Annotated in this window: 16 protein-coding genes; 13 read left to right on the forward strand and 3 right to left on the reverse strand. The window is 37.3% G+C overall.

The annotated features are described in order from the left end of the window. Positions 1-29 precede the first annotated feature (29 nt). A complete protein-coding gene (locus HNR69_RS08845; protein WP_012341262.1) occupies positions 30-557 on the reverse strand; it encodes an HI_0449 family lipoprotein in 528 nt (175 codons plus the stop codon). Positions 558-717: 160 nt separating this feature from the next. On the opposite strand from HNR69_RS08845, the gene hflD reads away from it, so the two are divergent. Beyond that, entirely contained in the window at positions 718-1329 is a 612-nt protein-coding gene (gene hflD / locus HNR69_RS08850) for a high frequency lysogenization protein HflD (protein WP_011609740.1), read from the forward strand. Positions 1330-1352: 23 nt separating this feature from the next. Then, positions 1353-2720: an adenylosuccinate lyase gene (gene purB, locus HNR69_RS08855; RefSeq protein WP_011609739.1), complete on the forward strand. Its 1368-nt coding sequence runs from the start codon at positions 1353-1355 to the stop codon at positions 2718-2720. A 79-nt stretch (positions 2721-2799) separates the two neighbouring features. Here the strand turns inward: purB and HNR69_RS08860 are convergent, their stop codons facing one another. Beyond that, positions 2800-3237 (reverse strand): GNAT family N-acetyltransferase, encoded by a 438-nt coding sequence (locus HNR69_RS08860; protein WP_075294259.1) that lies wholly within the window; start codon positions 3235-3237, stop codon positions 2800-2802. A gap of 167 nt (positions 3238-3404) precedes the next feature. Between HNR69_RS08860 and tpiA the strand changes: the two genes are divergently transcribed. The 4 genes from tpiA to HNR69_RS08880 all read left to right on the forward strand — a co-directional run bounded on the left by tpiA (position 3405) and on the right by HNR69_RS08880 (position 7926). Further along, the gene (gene tpiA / locus HNR69_RS08865) at positions 3405-4172 is read left to right on the forward strand and encodes a triose-phosphate isomerase (RefSeq protein ID WP_075294258.1); all 768 of its coding nucleotides are present in this window, start codon (positions 3405-3407) and stop codon (positions 4170-4172) included. Between the two features lie 85 nt (positions 4173-4257). Beyond that, entirely contained in the window at positions 4258-5538 is a 1281-nt protein-coding gene (gene waaA, locus HNR69_RS08870; protein ID WP_075294257.1) for a lipid IV(A) 3-deoxy-D-manno-octulosonic acid transferase, read from the forward strand. Continuing rightward, on the forward strand, positions 5538-6014 hold the full coding sequence (gene coaD / locus HNR69_RS08875; RefSeq protein ID WP_012341265.1) for a pantetheine-phosphate adenylyltransferase: 477 nt from the start codon (positions 5538-5540) through the stop codon (positions 6012-6014). Before waaA ends, coaD begins: the two co-directional genes overlap by 1 nt. A 73-nt stretch (positions 6015-6087) precedes the next feature. Then, positions 6088-7926: an ABC transporter ATP-binding protein gene (locus HNR69_RS08880; RefSeq protein WP_075294256.1), complete on the forward strand. Its 1839-nt coding sequence runs from the start codon at positions 6088-6090 to the stop codon at positions 7924-7926. A gap of 82 nt (positions 7927-8008) precedes the next feature. On the opposite strand, the gene iolB is transcribed toward HNR69_RS08880, so the two are convergent. Next, a complete protein-coding gene (iolB, locus tag HNR69_RS08885; protein WP_011609733.1) occupies positions 8009-8839 on the reverse strand; it encodes a 5-deoxy-glucuronate isomerase in 831 nt (276 codons plus the stop codon). Positions 8840-9076: 237 nt separating this feature from the next. Here iolB and HNR69_RS08890 point away from each other — a divergent pair, with 237 nt between their 5' ends. The 7 genes from HNR69_RS08890 (at position 9077) to HNR69_RS08920 (ending at position 18059) form a co-directional block, all read left to right on the forward strand. Further along, the gene (locus tag HNR69_RS08890; protein ID WP_075294255.1) at positions 9077-10462 is read left to right on the forward strand and encodes an MFS transporter; all 1386 of its coding nucleotides are present in this window, start codon (positions 9077-9079) and stop codon (positions 10460-10462) included. Between the two features lie 9 nt (positions 10463-10471). Then, a complete protein-coding gene (locus HNR69_RS08895; RefSeq protein WP_075294254.1) occupies positions 10472-11320 on the forward strand; it encodes a phosphatidylinositol-specific phospholipase C in 849 nt (282 codons plus the stop codon). A gap of 160 nt (positions 11321-11480) precedes the next feature. Beyond that, on the forward strand, positions 11481-12989 hold the full coding sequence (locus tag HNR69_RS08900) for a CoA-acylating methylmalonate-semialdehyde dehydrogenase (protein ID WP_012341269.1): 1509 nt from the start codon (positions 11481-11483) through the stop codon (positions 12987-12989). 83 nt (positions 12990-13072) lie between these two features. After that, positions 13073-14209, forward strand: coding sequence for a Gfo/Idh/MocA family protein (locus tag HNR69_RS08905; protein WP_012341270.1), 1137 nt, complete (start codon positions 13073-13075; stop codon positions 14207-14209). A gap of 294 nt (positions 14210-14503) precedes the next feature. Then, the gene (locus tag HNR69_RS08910) at positions 14504-15439 is read left to right on the forward strand and encodes a substrate-binding domain-containing protein (RefSeq protein ID WP_011609728.1); all 936 of its coding nucleotides are present in this window, start codon (positions 14504-14506) and stop codon (positions 15437-15439) included. An 86-nt stretch (positions 15440-15525) separates the two neighbouring features. After that, positions 15526-16461, forward strand: coding sequence for a sugar ABC transporter substrate-binding protein (locus HNR69_RS08915; protein ID WP_012341272.1), 936 nt, complete (start codon positions 15526-15528; stop codon positions 16459-16461). Between the two features lie 80 nt (positions 16462-16541). Then, positions 16542-18059, forward strand: a complete 1518-nt coding sequence (locus HNR69_RS08920) for a sugar ABC transporter ATP-binding protein (RefSeq protein ID WP_075294253.1) — start codon at positions 16542-16544, stop codon at positions 18057-18059. Positions 18060-18091: the final 32 nt, after the last annotated feature.

The following is an 18091-nucleotide window of genomic DNA, read 5'->3' on the forward strand; positions in this document are numbered from 1 at the left end:
TCTGTTAATCATTTTAGGTTATTAGTATATTATTTTACACAAAGTTTTAAAATTTGTTCGCTACCCTGCACGAGATATTGATCATCTTCAGATCGTACTCGATTATTTTTCAAATCTAACATGGCATCATAAATACCTTGTGTCAGACTTGCTTGATCAAGATGACTCCAACAAGTTGAACTTAATCTATTAAAGTTGGTTTGTAATCCGAAAGCAAAGAGAATACCGCTATAATAAGTATGCACATCGCTGTCTAATCCATTGCGTTGAAACAGTTTTTCTTTAATTTGATTGATCGGGACTGAAATTTTTGCGGAGTACCAATCTTTTACACCACTGACAAAAGCGTTCACATGATATTCTTTGTTCACACGACCTTGGTAACTTTGTACTGCCACCGCATAAGCAGTGGCATAAGATTTTTGATCTATTTTATCATTGTCCAAGTTAATCACCGTTTTTATATTGTTTTCCGATGAGGTATAAGAAGTAACAGATTTTACCGAGCAAGCTGAAATCAGCCCAATACATAAAAATAAAGATATTCTTTTAAACATAAAATTATCCCCAAAGAAAAAATAAATTAATTGTACAGACGGATCGGATTTAAGCCAATAAAGAAAATTCACCGCACTTTCTCATTTATTCTCAACCTTTAAAACAAAATCTAAAAATGCTATATTGTACGCTGTTTTTTCTGACTAACCTCAATTATTTATGGCTAATTATCAAGATATAACATTTGCCCTTGCGGGTGTGTGCCAAGCGGCAAAATTAGTACAGCAACTTGCAATGAACGGTACGGTTGACCAAGAAATTTTGCGAACTGGTTTAAGTACATTGTTGCAAACTGCACCGGAAGATACTTTAGCCGTTTATGGAGGGCAGAAAAGTAATTTAAAATTGGGGTTGGAAACCTTAATGGAACAATTAAACGGCAGTGATGTAACTTTAAATCGCTATTGGTTAGGACTTTTGGCTTTAGAAGGTAAATTACATAAAAATGCACAAGCTAAATCTGAACTGGCTCGTCGTATTCAGTATTTGCCTACACAACTTGCCCATTATGATTTACTTGATGAACAAATGCTATCAACTTTAGCTTCTATTTATGTTGATGTTATCAGTCCTTTAGGTGCTCGTATTCAGGTCCAAGGCTCCCCGCTTTATTTACAGCAATTAATGACACAAAATCGTATTCGTGCTTGCTTGTTGACCGGTATTCGTTCGGCGGTACTTTGGCGACAAGTTGGCGGTACGAAATGGCAATTTTTGTTTTCACGTCGCAAGCTGGTAGCAACAGCACAACAAATTTATTCATCTATTTAACTGTTCTTAGGAGTAATTCTTTTATGCAATTCAACGCATTGACCGCACTTTCCCCGATAGATGGTCGTTATCAAGACAAAGTAACTGCTTTACGTAGCATTTTTAGCGAATTCGGTTTACTGAAATTTCGTGTAACTGTCGAAGTTCGTTGGTTACAAAAATTATCTGCAACAGGCACTATTCAAGAAGTTTCTTCTTTATCTAAAGAGGCAAACGATTACTTAAATCAATTGGTAGAAAATTTCAGTTTGCAAGATGCTGAACGCATTAAAGAAATTGAACGTATTACAAATCATGATGTAAAAGCGGTTGAATATTTCTTAAAAGAAAAAAGTCTGGCAATACCTGAATTAGTGGCGATTAGTGAGTTTATCCATTTTGCTTGTACTTCGGAGGATATCAACAATCTTTCTTATGCGTTAATGTTAAAAAATGCACGTGATGAAGTACTTTTACCTGAGTGGCGTAAGTTAATTGATGAAATCACTCGCCTTGCTACAGAGTATAAAGCAATTCCATTATTATCCCGCACTCATGGACAACCTGCCTCACCTACCACAATAGGTAAAGAAATGGCGAATGTGGTATATCGCTTACAACGCCAGTTTAAACAGTTACAACACGTGGAAATTCTAGGCAAAATTAATGGTGCGGTAGGAAATTATAATGCCCATTTATCTGCCTATCCTGAGATTGATTGGCATCAATTTAGCCAAGAATTTGTTACCTCATTAGGTTTAACTTGGAATCCTTATACAACCCAAATTGAACCTCATGATTACATTGCGGAGTTTTTTGATAATGTAGCTCGTTTTAACACTATTATTATCGATTTTGACCGTGATTTATGGGGGTATATTGCCTTAAATCATTTCAAACAACGTACTATTGCCGGTGAAATTGGATCGTCTACCATGCCGCACAAAGTGAATCCGATTGATTTTGAAAATTCAGAAGGTAACCTTGGCTTAGCGAATGCTGTTATGTCGCATTTAGGTGCAAAATTACCGATTTCACGTTGGCAACGTGATTTAACCGACTCGACAGTTTTACGCAATTTAGGTGTGGGGCTTGGTTATTGTTTAATTGCTTATGCGGCAACATTAAAAGGTATCAGTAAACTTGAGGTAAATGAACCGCACTTACGTGAAGAATTAAATCAAAATTGGGAAGTGCTGGCTGAACCAATTCAAACTGTGATGCGTCGTTATGGTATTGAAAAACCTTATGAAAAGCTAAAGGAGTTGACGCGAGGTAAGCGTGTTAATGCAGAGGCGATGCGTGAGTTTATTGAGAAGTTGGAAATTCCAGCTCATGAAAAAGCTCGTTTAAAACAACTTACACCGGAAACGTATATCGGTAGTGCAATTAGTTTGGTGGAAAAATTGTAAATTCGGTGTGTTTGTCTTGGCTATTGCCCCTTAGTATAAAAGCGTATCTTAGCTACGTAAGGGGCAAATTTAAGACACTTCAGATAAGATTTAATTCAAAAATAGACTTTTGCCGGTTAAGTTTAAAACCTTCTCTTATTAATAATTCCGGTTGTTGCAGATTTTGTTCCATGACTAAAAGTGTCGATTGAGTATAACTGACAAATTCTTTTGCTTTTGCAATAAGTGCGGTGTAAATTTCACTCTTATTTTGGGTATTTTTGACAAAAATATCATTTAATTGCCAATAACGTTGCAGTTGTAATGAAGAAAAGCGAGGATAGAGTTGAATAAAGCCGACAGGGTTTTGCTGATTATCGACGGCGAGAAAGAAGATACTTTCACTAAATCGAATTCGGTTTGATAAAAAAATAAGAGTTCGCTCCGGATTTTCTATCATATTATGGGTGAGGCGGTATTGTTCAAACAAAGACAATAAAGCGTCCAAATTCCATAGTTCAGCTTTAAATATTTTCATTTCTCAATAATTGTTCAAAATTTATGAAATTCATACAGTAGATTTTATCTTTTTAGTACAAAATAATCATCTTTTATGAAAAATTTTTTATGGATACAGGAAAATTTTTGCAAAAAAGAGTATAGTACTGACAGAATTTTTTTATTAATTATTATGGAGAACATAAAATGGCTCGTCGTCCTTTAGTCATGGGTAACTGGAAATTAAATGGTAGTAAAGCCTTTACAAAAGAACTTATTGCTGGTTTAAAAGATGAACTTAATGCGGTGTCAGGCTGTGATGTGGCAATTGCACCGCCTGTCATGTATTTAGCGGAAGCTGAAACTGCACTGGTCAGCAGTGATATTGCTTTAGGTACTCAAAATGTTGATTTAAACAAACAAGGTGCATTTACCGGTGATATTTCAACAGAAATGTTAAAAGACTTTGGTGTAAAATATGTCATTATCGGTCATTCTGAGCGACGTCAATATCATCATGAAAGTGATGAATTTATTGCGAAAAAATTTGGTGTGTTAAAAGATGCGGGTTTAGTTCCTGTATTATGTATCGGTGAAAGCGAAGCTGAAAATGAAGCAGGCAAAACGGAAGAGGTTTGTGCACGTCAAATTGATGCGGTGATGAATACACTAGGTGTTGAAGCATTTAACGGTGCAGTAATTGCTTATGAACCGATTTGGGCTATCGGTACAGGTAAATCGGCGACTCCAGCTCAAGCACAAGCAGTACATGCCTTTATTCGAGGTCATATTGCAAAACAAAGCCAAGCCGTTGCCGAACGGGTAATTATTCAATATGGCGGTTCCGTCAATGATGCAAATGCAGCAGAATTGTTTACTCAGCCTGATATTGATGGTGCATTAGTTGGTGGTGCATCGTTAAAAGCGTCAGCGTTCGCTGTCATTGTTAAAGCGGCAGCGAAAGCAAAAAACTGATTTTAGTTCATTCATAAAAAGTGCGGTAATTGATACCGCACTTTTTAGTATTCATAATTTCTCGTTTTCTTAATGTCTAAAATTTATGTGGTCTTTTTTTTATACCTCAATAATGTACTGTATTCAGCCATTTGTCTTGGTGTATAACCTTATACGCAGTTTTAAGTCGCCGAATTATCGAAAACGTATTTTAGAACGTTACGCTTTTTATCCTTCGCTGACTGAACCGAAGCCGAATGGGGTTGTGATTCATGCGGCTTCTGTGGGGGAAGTGATTGCGGCAACTCCTTTAGTTAAAAAGATACAACAGCAATATCCACATTTATCTATAACGTTTACAACGGTGACACCAACGGGATCAGATCGTGTCAAAGCCGCTTTTGGTCAATCCGTCTTCCATGTTTATTTACCTTATGATTTACCCGATGCAATTTTGCGTTTTATTGATTTTGTAAAACCGAAAATGTGCATTGTGATTGAAACGGAAATTTGGCCGAATTTAATTAAACAATTATATTTACGAGATATTCCTTTTGTTATTGCTAATGCAAGATTGTCTGAACGTTCGGCAAAACGCTATGGCTGGGTTAAAGCACAATTACAAAATATGTTTAGTCAGATTAGCCTGATTGCACCGCAAGACGAGGTAAGCCTGCGGCGTTATATTGATTTGGGCTACAATCCGTCAAAATTAAAATTGACGGGAAATATCAAATATGACTTAGTGGTGAGTGATGAATTAGAGAAAAAAATTACCGCACTTCGCCAATCTTGGAGCCAAAATCGCCCAGTTTGGATTGCTGCAAGCACACATGAAGGCGAGGAAATGATTATTTTGCAGGCTCATCAAAAGTTGCTAAAAACTTATCCGCAGTTGTTATTAATTTTAGTACCTCGTCATCCTGAACGTTTTAACCTTGTCGCAGAGTTAATTGAAAAGCAAAAGCTTAGCTATATTCGCCGTTCTGCACATGTTAATCCCGATTTATTAACACAGGTTGTACTTGGAGATACCATGGGGGAGTTGATGTTAATGTACGGTATTTCCGATATTGCCTTTGTGGGGGGAAGTTTAGTCAAGCATGGGGGGCATAATCCTTTAGAGCCTCTCGCTTTTAAGTTACCTGTGATTAGCGGTCAATATACTTTTAATTTTCCGGTGGTTTACCAAAACTTATCAGAGGTTCAAGGGGTAGTGTTAGTCAATGAAAATAGCCAAGAGCTGGAAAGTGCGGTAAAAAATTTGTTATCTTCTCCTCAATTATGTGAACGCTATGGTAATGCCGGTTATGAAGTATTGGTCCAAAATCGTGGTGCATTACAACGACTATTTGAATTACTACAGCCTTATTTGGAGAAAGAATAATGACAACGGTTATTTATCCTGGCACTTTTGATCCTATTACCAATGGACATATGGATATTATTCAGCGTAGTGCGGTCTTATTTAGCAAAGTTATTGTTGCTGTGGCAAAAAACCCGAGTAAACAACCTTTATTTAATTTAGCTGAGCGAGTTGAATTAGTTCAATTGTCTGTTGTTCATTTAGACAATGTAGAGGTAATAGGGTTTGATGATTTATTGGCAAATGTGGTTAAAGCAAGACAAATTGATGCGATTATTCGAGGGGTACGCACGACAATGGATTTTGAATATGAATCACAACTTGCACATTTAAATCGTTTGTTGACGAATGGTGTAGAAAGTTTATTTTTACCCCCGACCGAGCAGTGGTCTTATGTTTCTTCAACTATTGTACGAGATATTTTTTTACATCAAGGTGATGTGTCCCGATTAGTTCCTGCAGCGGTATTACGAGCTTTAGAAAAGCGGGCTAAATAATTTGATGAGATTTTATTAAATAATCCTTACATTATGTATGCTTAAAACACTAAAACTAAATAGGAAATAATGAATGTTGAATAAAATTTTTGTGTGGTTTGAAAGTCGTTTAAATCCTTATCCGGAACAGACGTTCAATCACCTACATCAAGGTCTGTTTCGATTTATTTGGTCAAATTTGGAAGGAATGAAAAAATGGATTTTCCTACTTGCTTTCTTATCGTTCGGATTGGGGGCAATGGAGGCAATTCTTTTCCAATTTATGGGCGTTTTGGTGGAATGGCTCAGTCAATATGACGTGCAAACTTTATGGGTAGAAAAAGGTGCTTATTTAGTTGGGATGTTGATTTTATTGCTATTTAGCATTATATGGTCTTTTTTAGCATCAGCTACACGTTTGCAAACCTTACAGGGTGTTTTTCCAATGCGTTTGCGTTGGAATTTTCATCGTTTGATGTTGGGGCAAAGTTTAAGTTTTTATCAAGATGAATTTGCCGGTCGAGTGTCTGCAAAAGTCATGCAAACAGCGTTGGCATTGCGTGATACAGTGCTTACTTTGGCAGACATGATGGTTTATATTTTGGTCTATTTTGTTACCTCAGGTATTGTTTTAGCAGCATTAGATATATGGTTATTAGTTCCTTTTGTTCTATGGCTAATAGTTTTTGTGGTTATTTTATGGATTGTTATTCCTGAACTGGCTAAAAAAGCAGAACAACAAGCGGACTCAAGATCATTAATGACAGGTAGAATTACTGATGCTTATGCCAATATTTCCACTGTTAAGCTTTTTTCTCATGGTGCAAGAGAGGCAGCTTATGCAAAGCGATCCATGCAAGATTTTATGATGACTGTTCATGCACAAATGCGTCTTGCTACTTCCTTAGATACTCTGACTTATAGCACAAATGTAGCGTTAACCTTAAGTACGGGAATTCTAGGGATTGTGTTATGGGGAAAAGGTTTGGTCGGTGTAGGAGCCATTGCTACTGCGTTGGCAATGGCACTAAGAGTGAATGGATTATCTCGTTGGATTATGTGGGAAATGGCACGCTTGTTTGAAAATATCGGTACTGTAAATGATGGCATGGCAACACTGACAAAACCGCTAACTATTGTGGATAAACCGGACGCACAAGATTTGGAGATTAAACAAGGAAATATTCATTTTAACAATGTAGACTTTGCTTATACACCGGATAAGCCTTTACTAACAAATTTTAATTTACATATTAAAGCCGGAGAGAAAGTAGGGCTGATTGGTCGTTCCGGAGCAGGAAAGTCTACAATTGTAAATTTATTACTGCGATTTTATGAAACTCAGCAAGGTTCTATCACTATTGACGGGCAGAGTGTCGCAGATGTTTCACAAGAAAGTTTACGTCGCCAAATTGGTTTGGTCACACAAGATACTTCTTTATTGCATCGTTCTGTTCGGGATAATATTGTTTACGGTCGTCCGGAAGCGACAGAAGAAGAAATGATTGAAGCTGCAAAGCGAGCAGAGGCAGCGGAGTTTATTCCATTTTTGAGTGATTCTCAAGGGAGACAAGGTTATGATGCTCATGTGGGAGAGCGAGGAGTAAAACTTTCCGGGGGGCAACGTCAGCGTATTGCTATTGCTCGAGTGATGTTAAAAGATGCACCGATTTTGTTACTGGATGAAGCAACCAGTGCGTTAGATTCTGAAGTGGAAATCGCTATTCAGAATAGTTTGGACAAAATGATGGAAAATAAAACAGTGATTGCCATTGCTCATCGTTTATCTACAATTGCTGCCATGGATAGATTAATTGTATTAGATCAAGGACGAATTGTTGAGCAAGGCACTCATACTGAATTGCTGGAGAAAAACGGTTTGTATGCAAAGCTTTGGCAACATCAGAGCGGTGGATTTTTGAGTGAATATTAGTCAAGATTTTAGGATTAATCAAAGACACTAAAAAGGCGGAAATGTAAGATTTCAAATTCCGCCTTTTGCTCCTCAAACAGTGTTATTTAAATTTGTCGGCATAAGCAGAGCTGTTGATCCACTGATGATCTTGTTCCCAAGTAAATTTCCATTTACGTACAGGTCCCGCCATAACATTAAGGTAATAGTTGTTATAACCGGCAATAGTGGCAACTGGGTGATAACCTTTTGGTACCAGCACCACATCGCCATCATATACCGCCATACATTCGTCCAAAGTGCGGTCGTCCGTATAGACACGTTGCAGAGCAAAACCTTGTGGTTTATCAAAACGATGATAATAACTTTCTTCTAAGTAAGTTTCATCAGGACTATCTTTTTGGTCATGCTTGTGGCTTGGGTAGGAACTGGTATTTCCTTCATCAGTAAATACTTCAACCACTAGCAAGGCATCTGCCTTTTCGGTTTCCGGCAAGATATTGTGTACAAGGCGTTTGTTATTACCAAAACCACGTCGTTCTACTCCCACTTGTTCAGGGGTAATTAAACGTACAGGCAAGTCACCGTTACTTGGTGCTCGACAAACAGCCAACTCTAAATAAGTTTCAGCTTTAATTTCTATTTGTTGATGGTGTGGAGCGTACACCGAATAAGGCGGAATTTTCTCAAACGGTGTAGTTCGATTACCAATATTATTATATGTTTCACCGCCAGCTGAGACAGTGGCTTTACCACTTACTAAAACAAAACAAGTCTCAGTAGTTTCTGTATTAAAACTTAATGTCTGCCCTGCTTGCAAATGATACATTTCAAAACCGACATATTCCCAACCGGCACTTTCTGGTGTGATTTTTTGTACTTCACCATTTGCAGCAGGATTGTCTTTGCGTGATTTAGATAATAAGTAACTCATATTCTTCCCCAAAGTGATCTATTGATAAAATTTTGCCGAAATCATACCGCACTGCGTAAATTTCGCTATGAGAAATATAGAAAAATCAGAGATAGATCACAAAATAATTATTTTACTTATATTAGAATTTGATAAAAATGTTTTATTTATGATTTTTTTTTGCAGTATATAAACTAGGCGTTTTATAAGATTTAGTAGTATAGAAATCTTTGTTAATTAAAAATAAAGGAGTTTTGTATGAAAAGCTTTTTGCAAAAATATGGGTTTACCCCAGCCTCATTTTTTCAACTCATTCTGATCACTGTTAATGCACAATTGATTTATGCTTTTTGGGATATTCGTAATAGCGTACCTGGTGGTTTTCCTGCCGCTTTAGGGGTAACGGATCAACAAGCCGGTTATTTATATTCTATGCAAGGACTTGTAATTATTTTAGGGACTATTGCTTTAGGTTGGGTTGGTGACCGTTTTTCAATTCGTTCTATTATGTTGCTATCTACGGTTGGTGTGGGTGGAATTTCTTTATTTCTAACCCTCTCATCTCCGGGACTTAGCATGCCTGTGTTACTGGCTTGTTTCTTCTCTATGTTATTTTTTAGTGAGGTATTATTTAAACCGGCTAATTTCAAAGCATTAAGAATTTCAACCACGGAAAAACATCAAGGTATGGTATTTGGATTATTTGAGTTTGGTCGTGGGTTGCTTGCTTTCCTTATCTCCTTGTTATGGACGGTGATGCTTTATTATAAAGTCGGCCCGAAGGCAATGATGATGACAAGTTGTATTATTGTTATTATTACTGGTATTGCAGTGTTTTTTATTGTACCTAAAGATCAAAAAGTCGGAGATGAAGATACTCAAGTTAATACGACCAAAGAAGCTATTCAGGGTGTTGCTCGTGTAGCTAAATTACCGGTTGTTTGGATTGCCGGAATTAATGTGTTCTGTATTTATGGTGCGTTTGTTGCCGCTGGGACCTATTTTGCCCGTTTTTTACAAGGTGGATATGGTACAAGTGCGGTTGCTGCGGCAGTTTTTGCAACAGTAGTTATTGCATTGAGAATGTTACCTTTGGTTTCTTCCGTTTTAGTAGAAAAAGTCTTTGCTTCTACCGCACACTTCATGCGAATGATGCAAATTATTTTAGTGGTTATTCTTTCTGTAATTGGAATTATCTTTTTTACCAATCATCCAGATATTTCTTTATATGCTGATGGTTATATTCCAGATAATACCCCGGTAGGACTCATTTCTTCCAGTATGTTCTGGACACTGGTAGTTCTTATGTTATGTGCATCAGCTTGTATCTTCATGATTCGAGGTGTTTATTATGCCCCAATCGGTGAGATGGGGGTTGATAAAAAGCATTCCTCAGCAGCAATGTCTTTCGCCATTACTATTGGCTATTTTCCTGCTTTATTAGCACCAATTGTATTAGGCGGCTTGGTTAAATCACCGGCAAAAGATGCTACAGGACAAATTATCCGCTCTTATTTAACTGATACGCAAGTGTTAGCTTGTGCTTTCTTTGGGCTTGCGATTCTTGCGTTAATTTCTGTTTTTATGTCACATACTTTAATTAAAATGAAACAGAAACAGCAATCAAAAACTAGTAATCAATAGGCGTTTTTTATGAATGGTCAAAAAATAATAGGAAGTCAGTGTATTAGGCAATGTAATCCCGATCTTCGCATTACCGAATTGATTATTCCAGGAACTCATGACTCTGCCACATCAACGTGTTATGAACGTTATTATCGAACACAGGATTTATCAATAGCGGAGCAATTGGATTGCGGTGTTAGATTTTTAGACATTCGTTTACGCAAAGAAATGGTTGCAGCCCATCGAGAATGGGTTAGTGATATTCGAGCAGAGGAAATTTTTGAAAAGTGCGGTGAGTTTTTACAAAAAAATCCACAGGAATTCGTTTTAATGCGTATTCAAAATGCAAATGAACGGAAAGATGATTTTCCTGAATATGGCGAAGCGTTGTTGTCAAAAGTACAGCAATATAAATCTTTGTTTTATGCTTGGGAGCATTCTCAAATTGTTCAAGATGGCAATCCAAAATGGCCAACTATTGCACAAGCGGCTGGAAAAATTGTTCCGATCGAATGTGCTCCGCCAAGTATGTCAATTAACAAAATAAACGGTGAATTATGGGCAGCCAATTGGCATGATAATTCGCAGATTTTGTTACAAGACTTGTGGGATGGTCCGACAGTAGAAGAAAAATGTGTGGCAATTAAAACGCTGATTGAAAAAGGCAGAGAGGTACACTCGGACATACTGTTGTTAAATCATATTAGTGCGACTAATGGTGAATTGCAGTATCCGGATGCTTATGCAGCATATTTGAATGAATACTCTAGTCGATTATGGAAACAATTGGCGAAACGTAGTTTTAGAGGTGTGCAGATTTATGATTTTATTAATCCTTCTATCTGCCAAGAATTGTTGCGATTAAATTTTGATTAGTTGAGTTGATAGATTTAGCAAAAATCAAATCTAGATCACAAAAATGAAATAAATATTTCGTTTTCAATAAAATGAATTGAAAATTTTATTCCATTGATCTACTCTAAAGACGTAGCAAGAAATGCTTTGTGATTGAGCAAAAATACTTAAGGAGAAAATAATGGAAACGGTTTTGAACTTTATCAATGGTAAACAAGTAGCAAGTAAAGGTACTAAAGCTTGGCCTATTTATAATCCAGCCACGGGTGAGCAAATTCGCCAAGTAATGATGAGTACTGCAGAAGAGGTAAATGAAGCGGTTGAAGTTGCACAAAAGGCATTTCCTGCTTGGGCTGCGACTTCGCCACTTCGTCGTGCCCGTGTAATGTTTAAATTTAAGCAATTGTTAGAACGTGATTGGGATGACTTAGCTCGTTTAATTACCGAAGAACATGGTAAAGTTTTCTCTGATGCACAAGGTGAACTAACTCGTGGTTTAGAAGTTGTGGAGTTTGCTTGTGGCATTCCACATTTAGTAAAAGGTGAATTTTCTGAACAAGCCGGTCGTGGGATTGATATTCATTCAGCCATGCAACCTTTAGGAGTTTGTGTAGGTATCACACCATTTAATTTTCCTGCGATGGTTCCAATGTGGATGTTTCCGATTGCACTTGCTTGCGGTAATACATTTATCTTAAAACCGGCGAAAGCCGATCCATCTTTATCTATTCGTTTGGCTGAATTATTAAAAGAGGCGGGGTTACCGGATGGTGTGTTTAATGTAGTGCATGGTGATCGTCAAGACAATGAAATTTTATTGCGTGATCCTCGAGTGAAAGCTGTAAGCTTTGTGGGTTCAACTACGGCTGCGGCACATGTTCATGCGATTGGTTCGGCACATGGTAAACGTGTTCAAGCACTGGGTGCGGCGAAAAATCACGGTTTAGTGATGCCTGATGTAGATATTGAAGCAACAGCTAACGCACTATTAGGTGCGGCATTCGGTGCAGCCGGTGAACGCTGTATGGCATTACCTTTAGCAGTAACCATTGATGATGAAACGGCAGATAAATTAGTCGCAGCATTAAAACCGAAAGTAGAGGCATTACGTTATGGTCCCGGTCTCACTAAAGAAGGCGAAAAAGAAAATGATTTTGGTCCATTAATTACTCGTCAACATCGTGATAACGTAAAACGTTATGTAGATATAGGTGTGTCAGAGGGGGCAACTTTAGTGGTTGATGGACGTGATAAATTCCCTGCTGGTTACGAGAATGGTTTCTTTATTGGAGGGTGTTTATTTGACCATGTAACTCCTGATATGACTATTTACAAAGAAGAAATTTTTGGTCCAGTATTAGGCATTGTCCGTGCGAAAAATTTCCAAGAGGCTATGAAACTAATTAATGAGCATCAATTCGGTAATGGTGCAGCAATCTTTACCAATAATGGTGCGGCAGCTCGTGAATTTGCATATCAAGTACAAGCAGGTATGGTGGGCGTGAATGTGCCAATTCCGGTGCCGATGGCATTCCATTGTTTCGGGGGATGGAAAGAATCCGCTTACGGTGCATTAAATGCTTACGGTCCAGACGGTGTTCGTTTTTATACCAAAATGAAAACTGTAACAACACGTTGGCCAGAGAAAGATCTTTCATCACAAGCAGCATTCAGTATGCCAACCCTATAAACTAGACAACAGAATAAAAATTTAAGTTAATGTAAAGAAGATAGTTTTTTAGCTATCTTCTTTTGCAAGAAAAGGAAATGAAAATGAAAAAAGTCCGAGTCGGTTTAATCGGAACAGGTTATATTGGTCGTTGTCATGCGATTGCTTATGCACAAGCACCGACAGTTTTTCCTCTTGAGGCTGAATTGGTTTTGGAATATTTAGCTGAAATCACACCAGAACTGGCACAACAAAAAGCACAAGAATTTGGTTTTAATCGTTCGACAGGTGACTGGCGAGATGTAGTATCCGATCCAAATATAGATGTTGTTGATATTTGTACACCCAATTTCTTGCACAAAGAAATTGCTTTAGCCGCTATTGCTAATGGTAAACATGTTTATTCTGAAAAACCCTTAGCATTAACCGCAGTTGATGCAAAAATCATGTATGAGGCGGCAAAAAAAGCAGGTGTCAGAACCCTTGTGGGATTTAATTATATTAAAAATCCGACTACACAACTTGCTCGTGAAATTATTGAGCGTGGTGAAATTGGTGAAGTAATCCATTTCTATGGTACGCATAATGAAGACTATTTAGCATCAGATACGACACCCTTAGACTGGCATTGTGTTCGTGAAAAAGCAGGACTTGGTGCATTAGGTGATTTGGCAGCACACATTGTGCAAATGTCACAATATTTAGTAGGTAGCGATATTGAAAAAGTGATCGGTGATATGGAGACGGTAGTTAAAGAACGCCCAAATCCCCAAAATCTTGCAGAGCGTTTACCGGTAGAAAACGAAGATCAAGCAACTGCTATGGTGCGTTTTGCAAACGGTTGTATGGGAACCATTGAAACGTCTCGTATTGCTTGTGGACGTAAAATGGGATTGACTTATGTAATTACCGGAACAAAAGGTACAATTACCTACACACAAGAACGTATGGCAGAGTTAAAACTCTATCTTCACGATGAAGATCCTGCTCGTCAAGGCTTTAAAACAATTTTGACAGGTCCGTTACACGCAGATTATAAAAATTTCTGTGTAAGTGCGGGTCATGGTATTGGTTTTAATGATCAAAAAACGGTTGAAATTCGTGATTTAGTGAATGGAATAGCGAATAATCATAATATGTATCCTGACTTTGAAGAAGGTTTTAAAGTTTCTCGTGTATTAGATGCTATTGCACAATCTTGCCAAGAAAGACGTTGGGTTAACGTGAAAGAAATTGCGTAATTTTCACCGCACTTTTATAAGTATTTAAAAAGGTCGAGTTGAATGACTCGGCATTTTTTAGGTATAAATTTAAAATGTTGTTTATCTCTAATTTTTAAAAATTTTTCCCTCAAAAAGTAGATCTTGTTCACAAAATTTTAACTTCATCATTGCTCTGTATCTTGATAAATGTTACATACTGTTTTAAACAATTTATTTCAAATTGTTTTATTTTTGGAATTTATATTTCTTCAAGTGGAATATAGCTGTATTTCAGAATAGTGATTAACTCAACTTTCCAGGAGTAGCGTTCTTATGAAGAAAACATTATTGGCTATGTTATGTGGCGGTCTATTATTAACCTCTCAAGCTGTAATCGCAAAAAATTATGTCATTGGTGCACCTATGAACTCTTTTGCGGATAAATGGCAAACTTATCTTCAAGATGCCGTTCGTGATTTTGATGAAAAACATGATGATGTGCAAATCAAATTGGCTGATTCAAATAGCGATCCCAATATTCAAGTCAATTTAGTTCAGAATTTTATCGACCAAAATGTTGATGCGTTACTTGTGGTTCCAACGGATCCGACAGTAGTAAAACGTATTGGCGTGTTAGCAAAAAAAGCGGGCATTCCTTTAATCGTGGTGAACCGTAAACCAAATGATGAGCATATGCAATATGTAACCAGCTTTGTTGGTTCTGATGAAATTGAAGGGGGGCGAATTCAAGGTAATTTTATTGTCAATACTCTAGCCGGTAAAAATGCAGAGAGTCTCATTTTACTCGGACCATTGGGGCAAGATGCAGTCACTAAACGTACTCAAGGTAATGAGGAAATTTTTGCTCAGCACAAGAATATTAAAGTAGTGAGCAAGCAAGAAGGTAGATGGGAACGTGACCGTGGTTTAGCTATTGCAGAAAACGTATTGGCGGGGAATAAAGGTATTAACGTTATTGTGAGTAACAATGATGAAATGGCTATTGGTGCAATTCTTGCAACTCGTAAGTTAGGTATCAAAGACGAAGACATTACTATCGTTGGTTTAGATGCAACTCCCGATGCGTTAGAGTATTTAGGTAAAGGTTTGGATGCGACAGTATTCCAATCCGCACAAGGTCAAGGTTACACCGGAGCTGAAATGGCTTATTTAGCGGCTAAAGGTGAAAAAGTACCAAGCGTTAAATGGGTTCCTTTTGAGCTAGTTACTCCGGATAAAAAAGAAGAATATCAAGCAAGATATAAATAGACGCTTCTTAACCAACACAAAGGGTAGTGTAATACCTACCCTTTATCTTGAGCAAATGTTGATCGTTATCATCTAGAGACAAAGTTATGTTCAAAAAATCATTGTTTATTTTATTGGGAGTAGCGTCGTTGTTTTCCCCCATTGTTACGGCAAAAAATTTAACCGTTGGCGTGGCGATGTATAGTCTTTCAGATAAATATCCTACCTATTTGCAAGATGCTATGAAGAAATTTGATCAGGAAAAAGCTGATGTTACTTTTCGTTATGCTGATGCAAATTCAGATCCGGCAAGAATGTTAAGCGATATTGAAACATTTATTGATTCTGGTGTAGATGCTTTGTTAGTTATGCCGACAGATAGCGATATTATTAAAGCTATTGGTGTTAAGGCAAAAAAGGCAAAAATTCCGTTAGTTGTGGTGACAAATAAGCCTAAAGATGAGGATATGAAATATATCACCAGTTACGTAGGGTCAGAAGAGATTACTGGTGGTGAAATGCAGGCAAACTTTATTGTAGAACAATTAAAAGGTAAGCCGGCAAATGCGATTATTTTAATGGGACCTCTAGGTTGGGATGCTCAAATTAAACGCACTGAAGGAAATGAAAATATTCTGAGAAAACACCCTGAAATTCAGGTGATCAGTAAACAGGAAGGTAAATGGGATAGAGCAAAAGCAATTGATATTACAGAAAATTTGTTATCAGGTAGTCAAAAAATTGATGTAGTGATCAGTAATAATGACGAGATGGCAATCGGTGCACTCCTTGCCGCCCGTAAAAAAGGGATTGCAGACGAGGATATGTTGATTGTTGGATTAGATGCAACACCTGATGCGTTAGAGTATTTAGGTAAAGGTTTGGATGCGACAATTTATCAATCTGCTTCCGGTCAAGGGCGTACCAGTGCAGAAATAGCGTATAAAGCGGCAAAAGGTGAAAGTGTACCTAAGTTGAACTTTATTCCTTTTGAATTGGTTACACCGGATAAAAAAGCACAATATATTGATAAATATAGATGATAGAAAACAGTAAAAATTAACCGCTCTTTGTTGTTAGAAATTACCGTTATTAATACGACAATAAAAATAAGGAGTTCTAAATGAATGATTTGAGTCGTTCTCCATATATTTTAGAGATGCGGAATGTATCTAAAACATTCCCCGGCGTTAAAGCATTGGACGGCATTAACTTAAAAGTCAAGCGTGGAACCATTCATGCCTTAATGGGGGAAAACGGTGCAGGTAAATCAACGTTAATGAAAATTCTCTACGGCATCTATACGCCGGATGCCGGTGGAGAATTAATTTTAGATGATAAGCCTTTTAAACCGAGTGCACCGATTGATGCTATTCGCACTGGGTTGACTATGGTACCACAAGAAATTTCTCCTGCGGGTAATTTAACTATCGCAGATAATTTCTATCTTGGGCGAGAAATTACTCGTGGTAAATTCTTTTTAAATCAAAAAGAAATGGATTGTAAAACAGCGGAAATCTTAAATGAATTGGGTATTCCGATGGATGTAACCGCTAAAATGTCAGATGTTTCCGTAGCGAAGGCACAATTGGTTGCGATTGCTACCGCAGTTTCTAATGATGCGAAAGTAATTATTATGGACGAACCGACAACGGCATTAACAGAAGTAGAGGTTGAACAGCTTTATAAAATTATTGAAACGGTAAGACAAAGAGGGATTTCAATTATCTTTATTTCACATAAATTAGATGAAGTTTTCCGTGTTTCTGATGAAATCACAGTAATTCGTGATGGTCAATATGTAGGTACGAAACTAACCTCAGAAGTAACCAAAGATGAATTGATTTCTATGATGGTTGGTCGTGATATGTCAGAAATGTTCCAACGTGAACGTATTGTCATTTCTGATGAAGTTGTACTCGAAATTAAAAATTTCTCTCGTGCAGGCAAATATCATGATATTAATTTCCAAGTGCGTAGAGGAGAAATCTTTGGTATTGCCGGTCTAGTTGGTGCAGGTCGTTCTGAGATTGTAGAGGGATTGTTTGGTTATAAACTGGCTGATAGTGGTGAAATCTATGTTCATGGCGAAAAAGCCGATATTAAAACCCCGTTAGATGCTATGAAATACAAAATTGGCTTTGTAACGGAAGATCGTAAGTTAACAGGACTGTTTTTAAATTTAAGTATTACTGACAATATGATTATGCCTAGAATGTCCCCTTACTTGGAAAATTTTTTAGTGTCGGTGACAAAAGCACAGAAGTCAGCAAATGCTCAAAAAGATAAATTAAAAATTAAAGCACCAAATGTTGAGGTCATTACCAATAATTTATCTGGGGGTAATCAGCAAAAAGTTTTATTGGCTCGTTGGTTATTACTTGAGCCGGATATTTTAATTTTAGATGAACCAACAAAAGGTATTGATGTTGGGGCAAAAGCTGAGCTTTATAAACTCATGGTGGAATTAGCAAAACAAGGTAAGAGTATTATCATGATTACATCAGATATGCTTGAATTGCTTTCGATGAGTGACAGAGTGATGGTAATGCACGAAGGTCGTGTAGCCGGAATTATTCCACAAGAAGAATTGACTCAAGAACGGGTGCTTGAATTAGCATCCGGTTTAGGTCAAGTATAAAAAGATTTCCCCTAGAATAACAATCGAGGTAT

The sequence above is a fragment of the Histophilus somni genome, from assembly GCF_014202395.1.
Classification (GTDB): Bacteria; Pseudomonadota; Gammaproteobacteria; order Enterobacterales; family Pasteurellaceae; genus Histophilus; species Histophilus somni.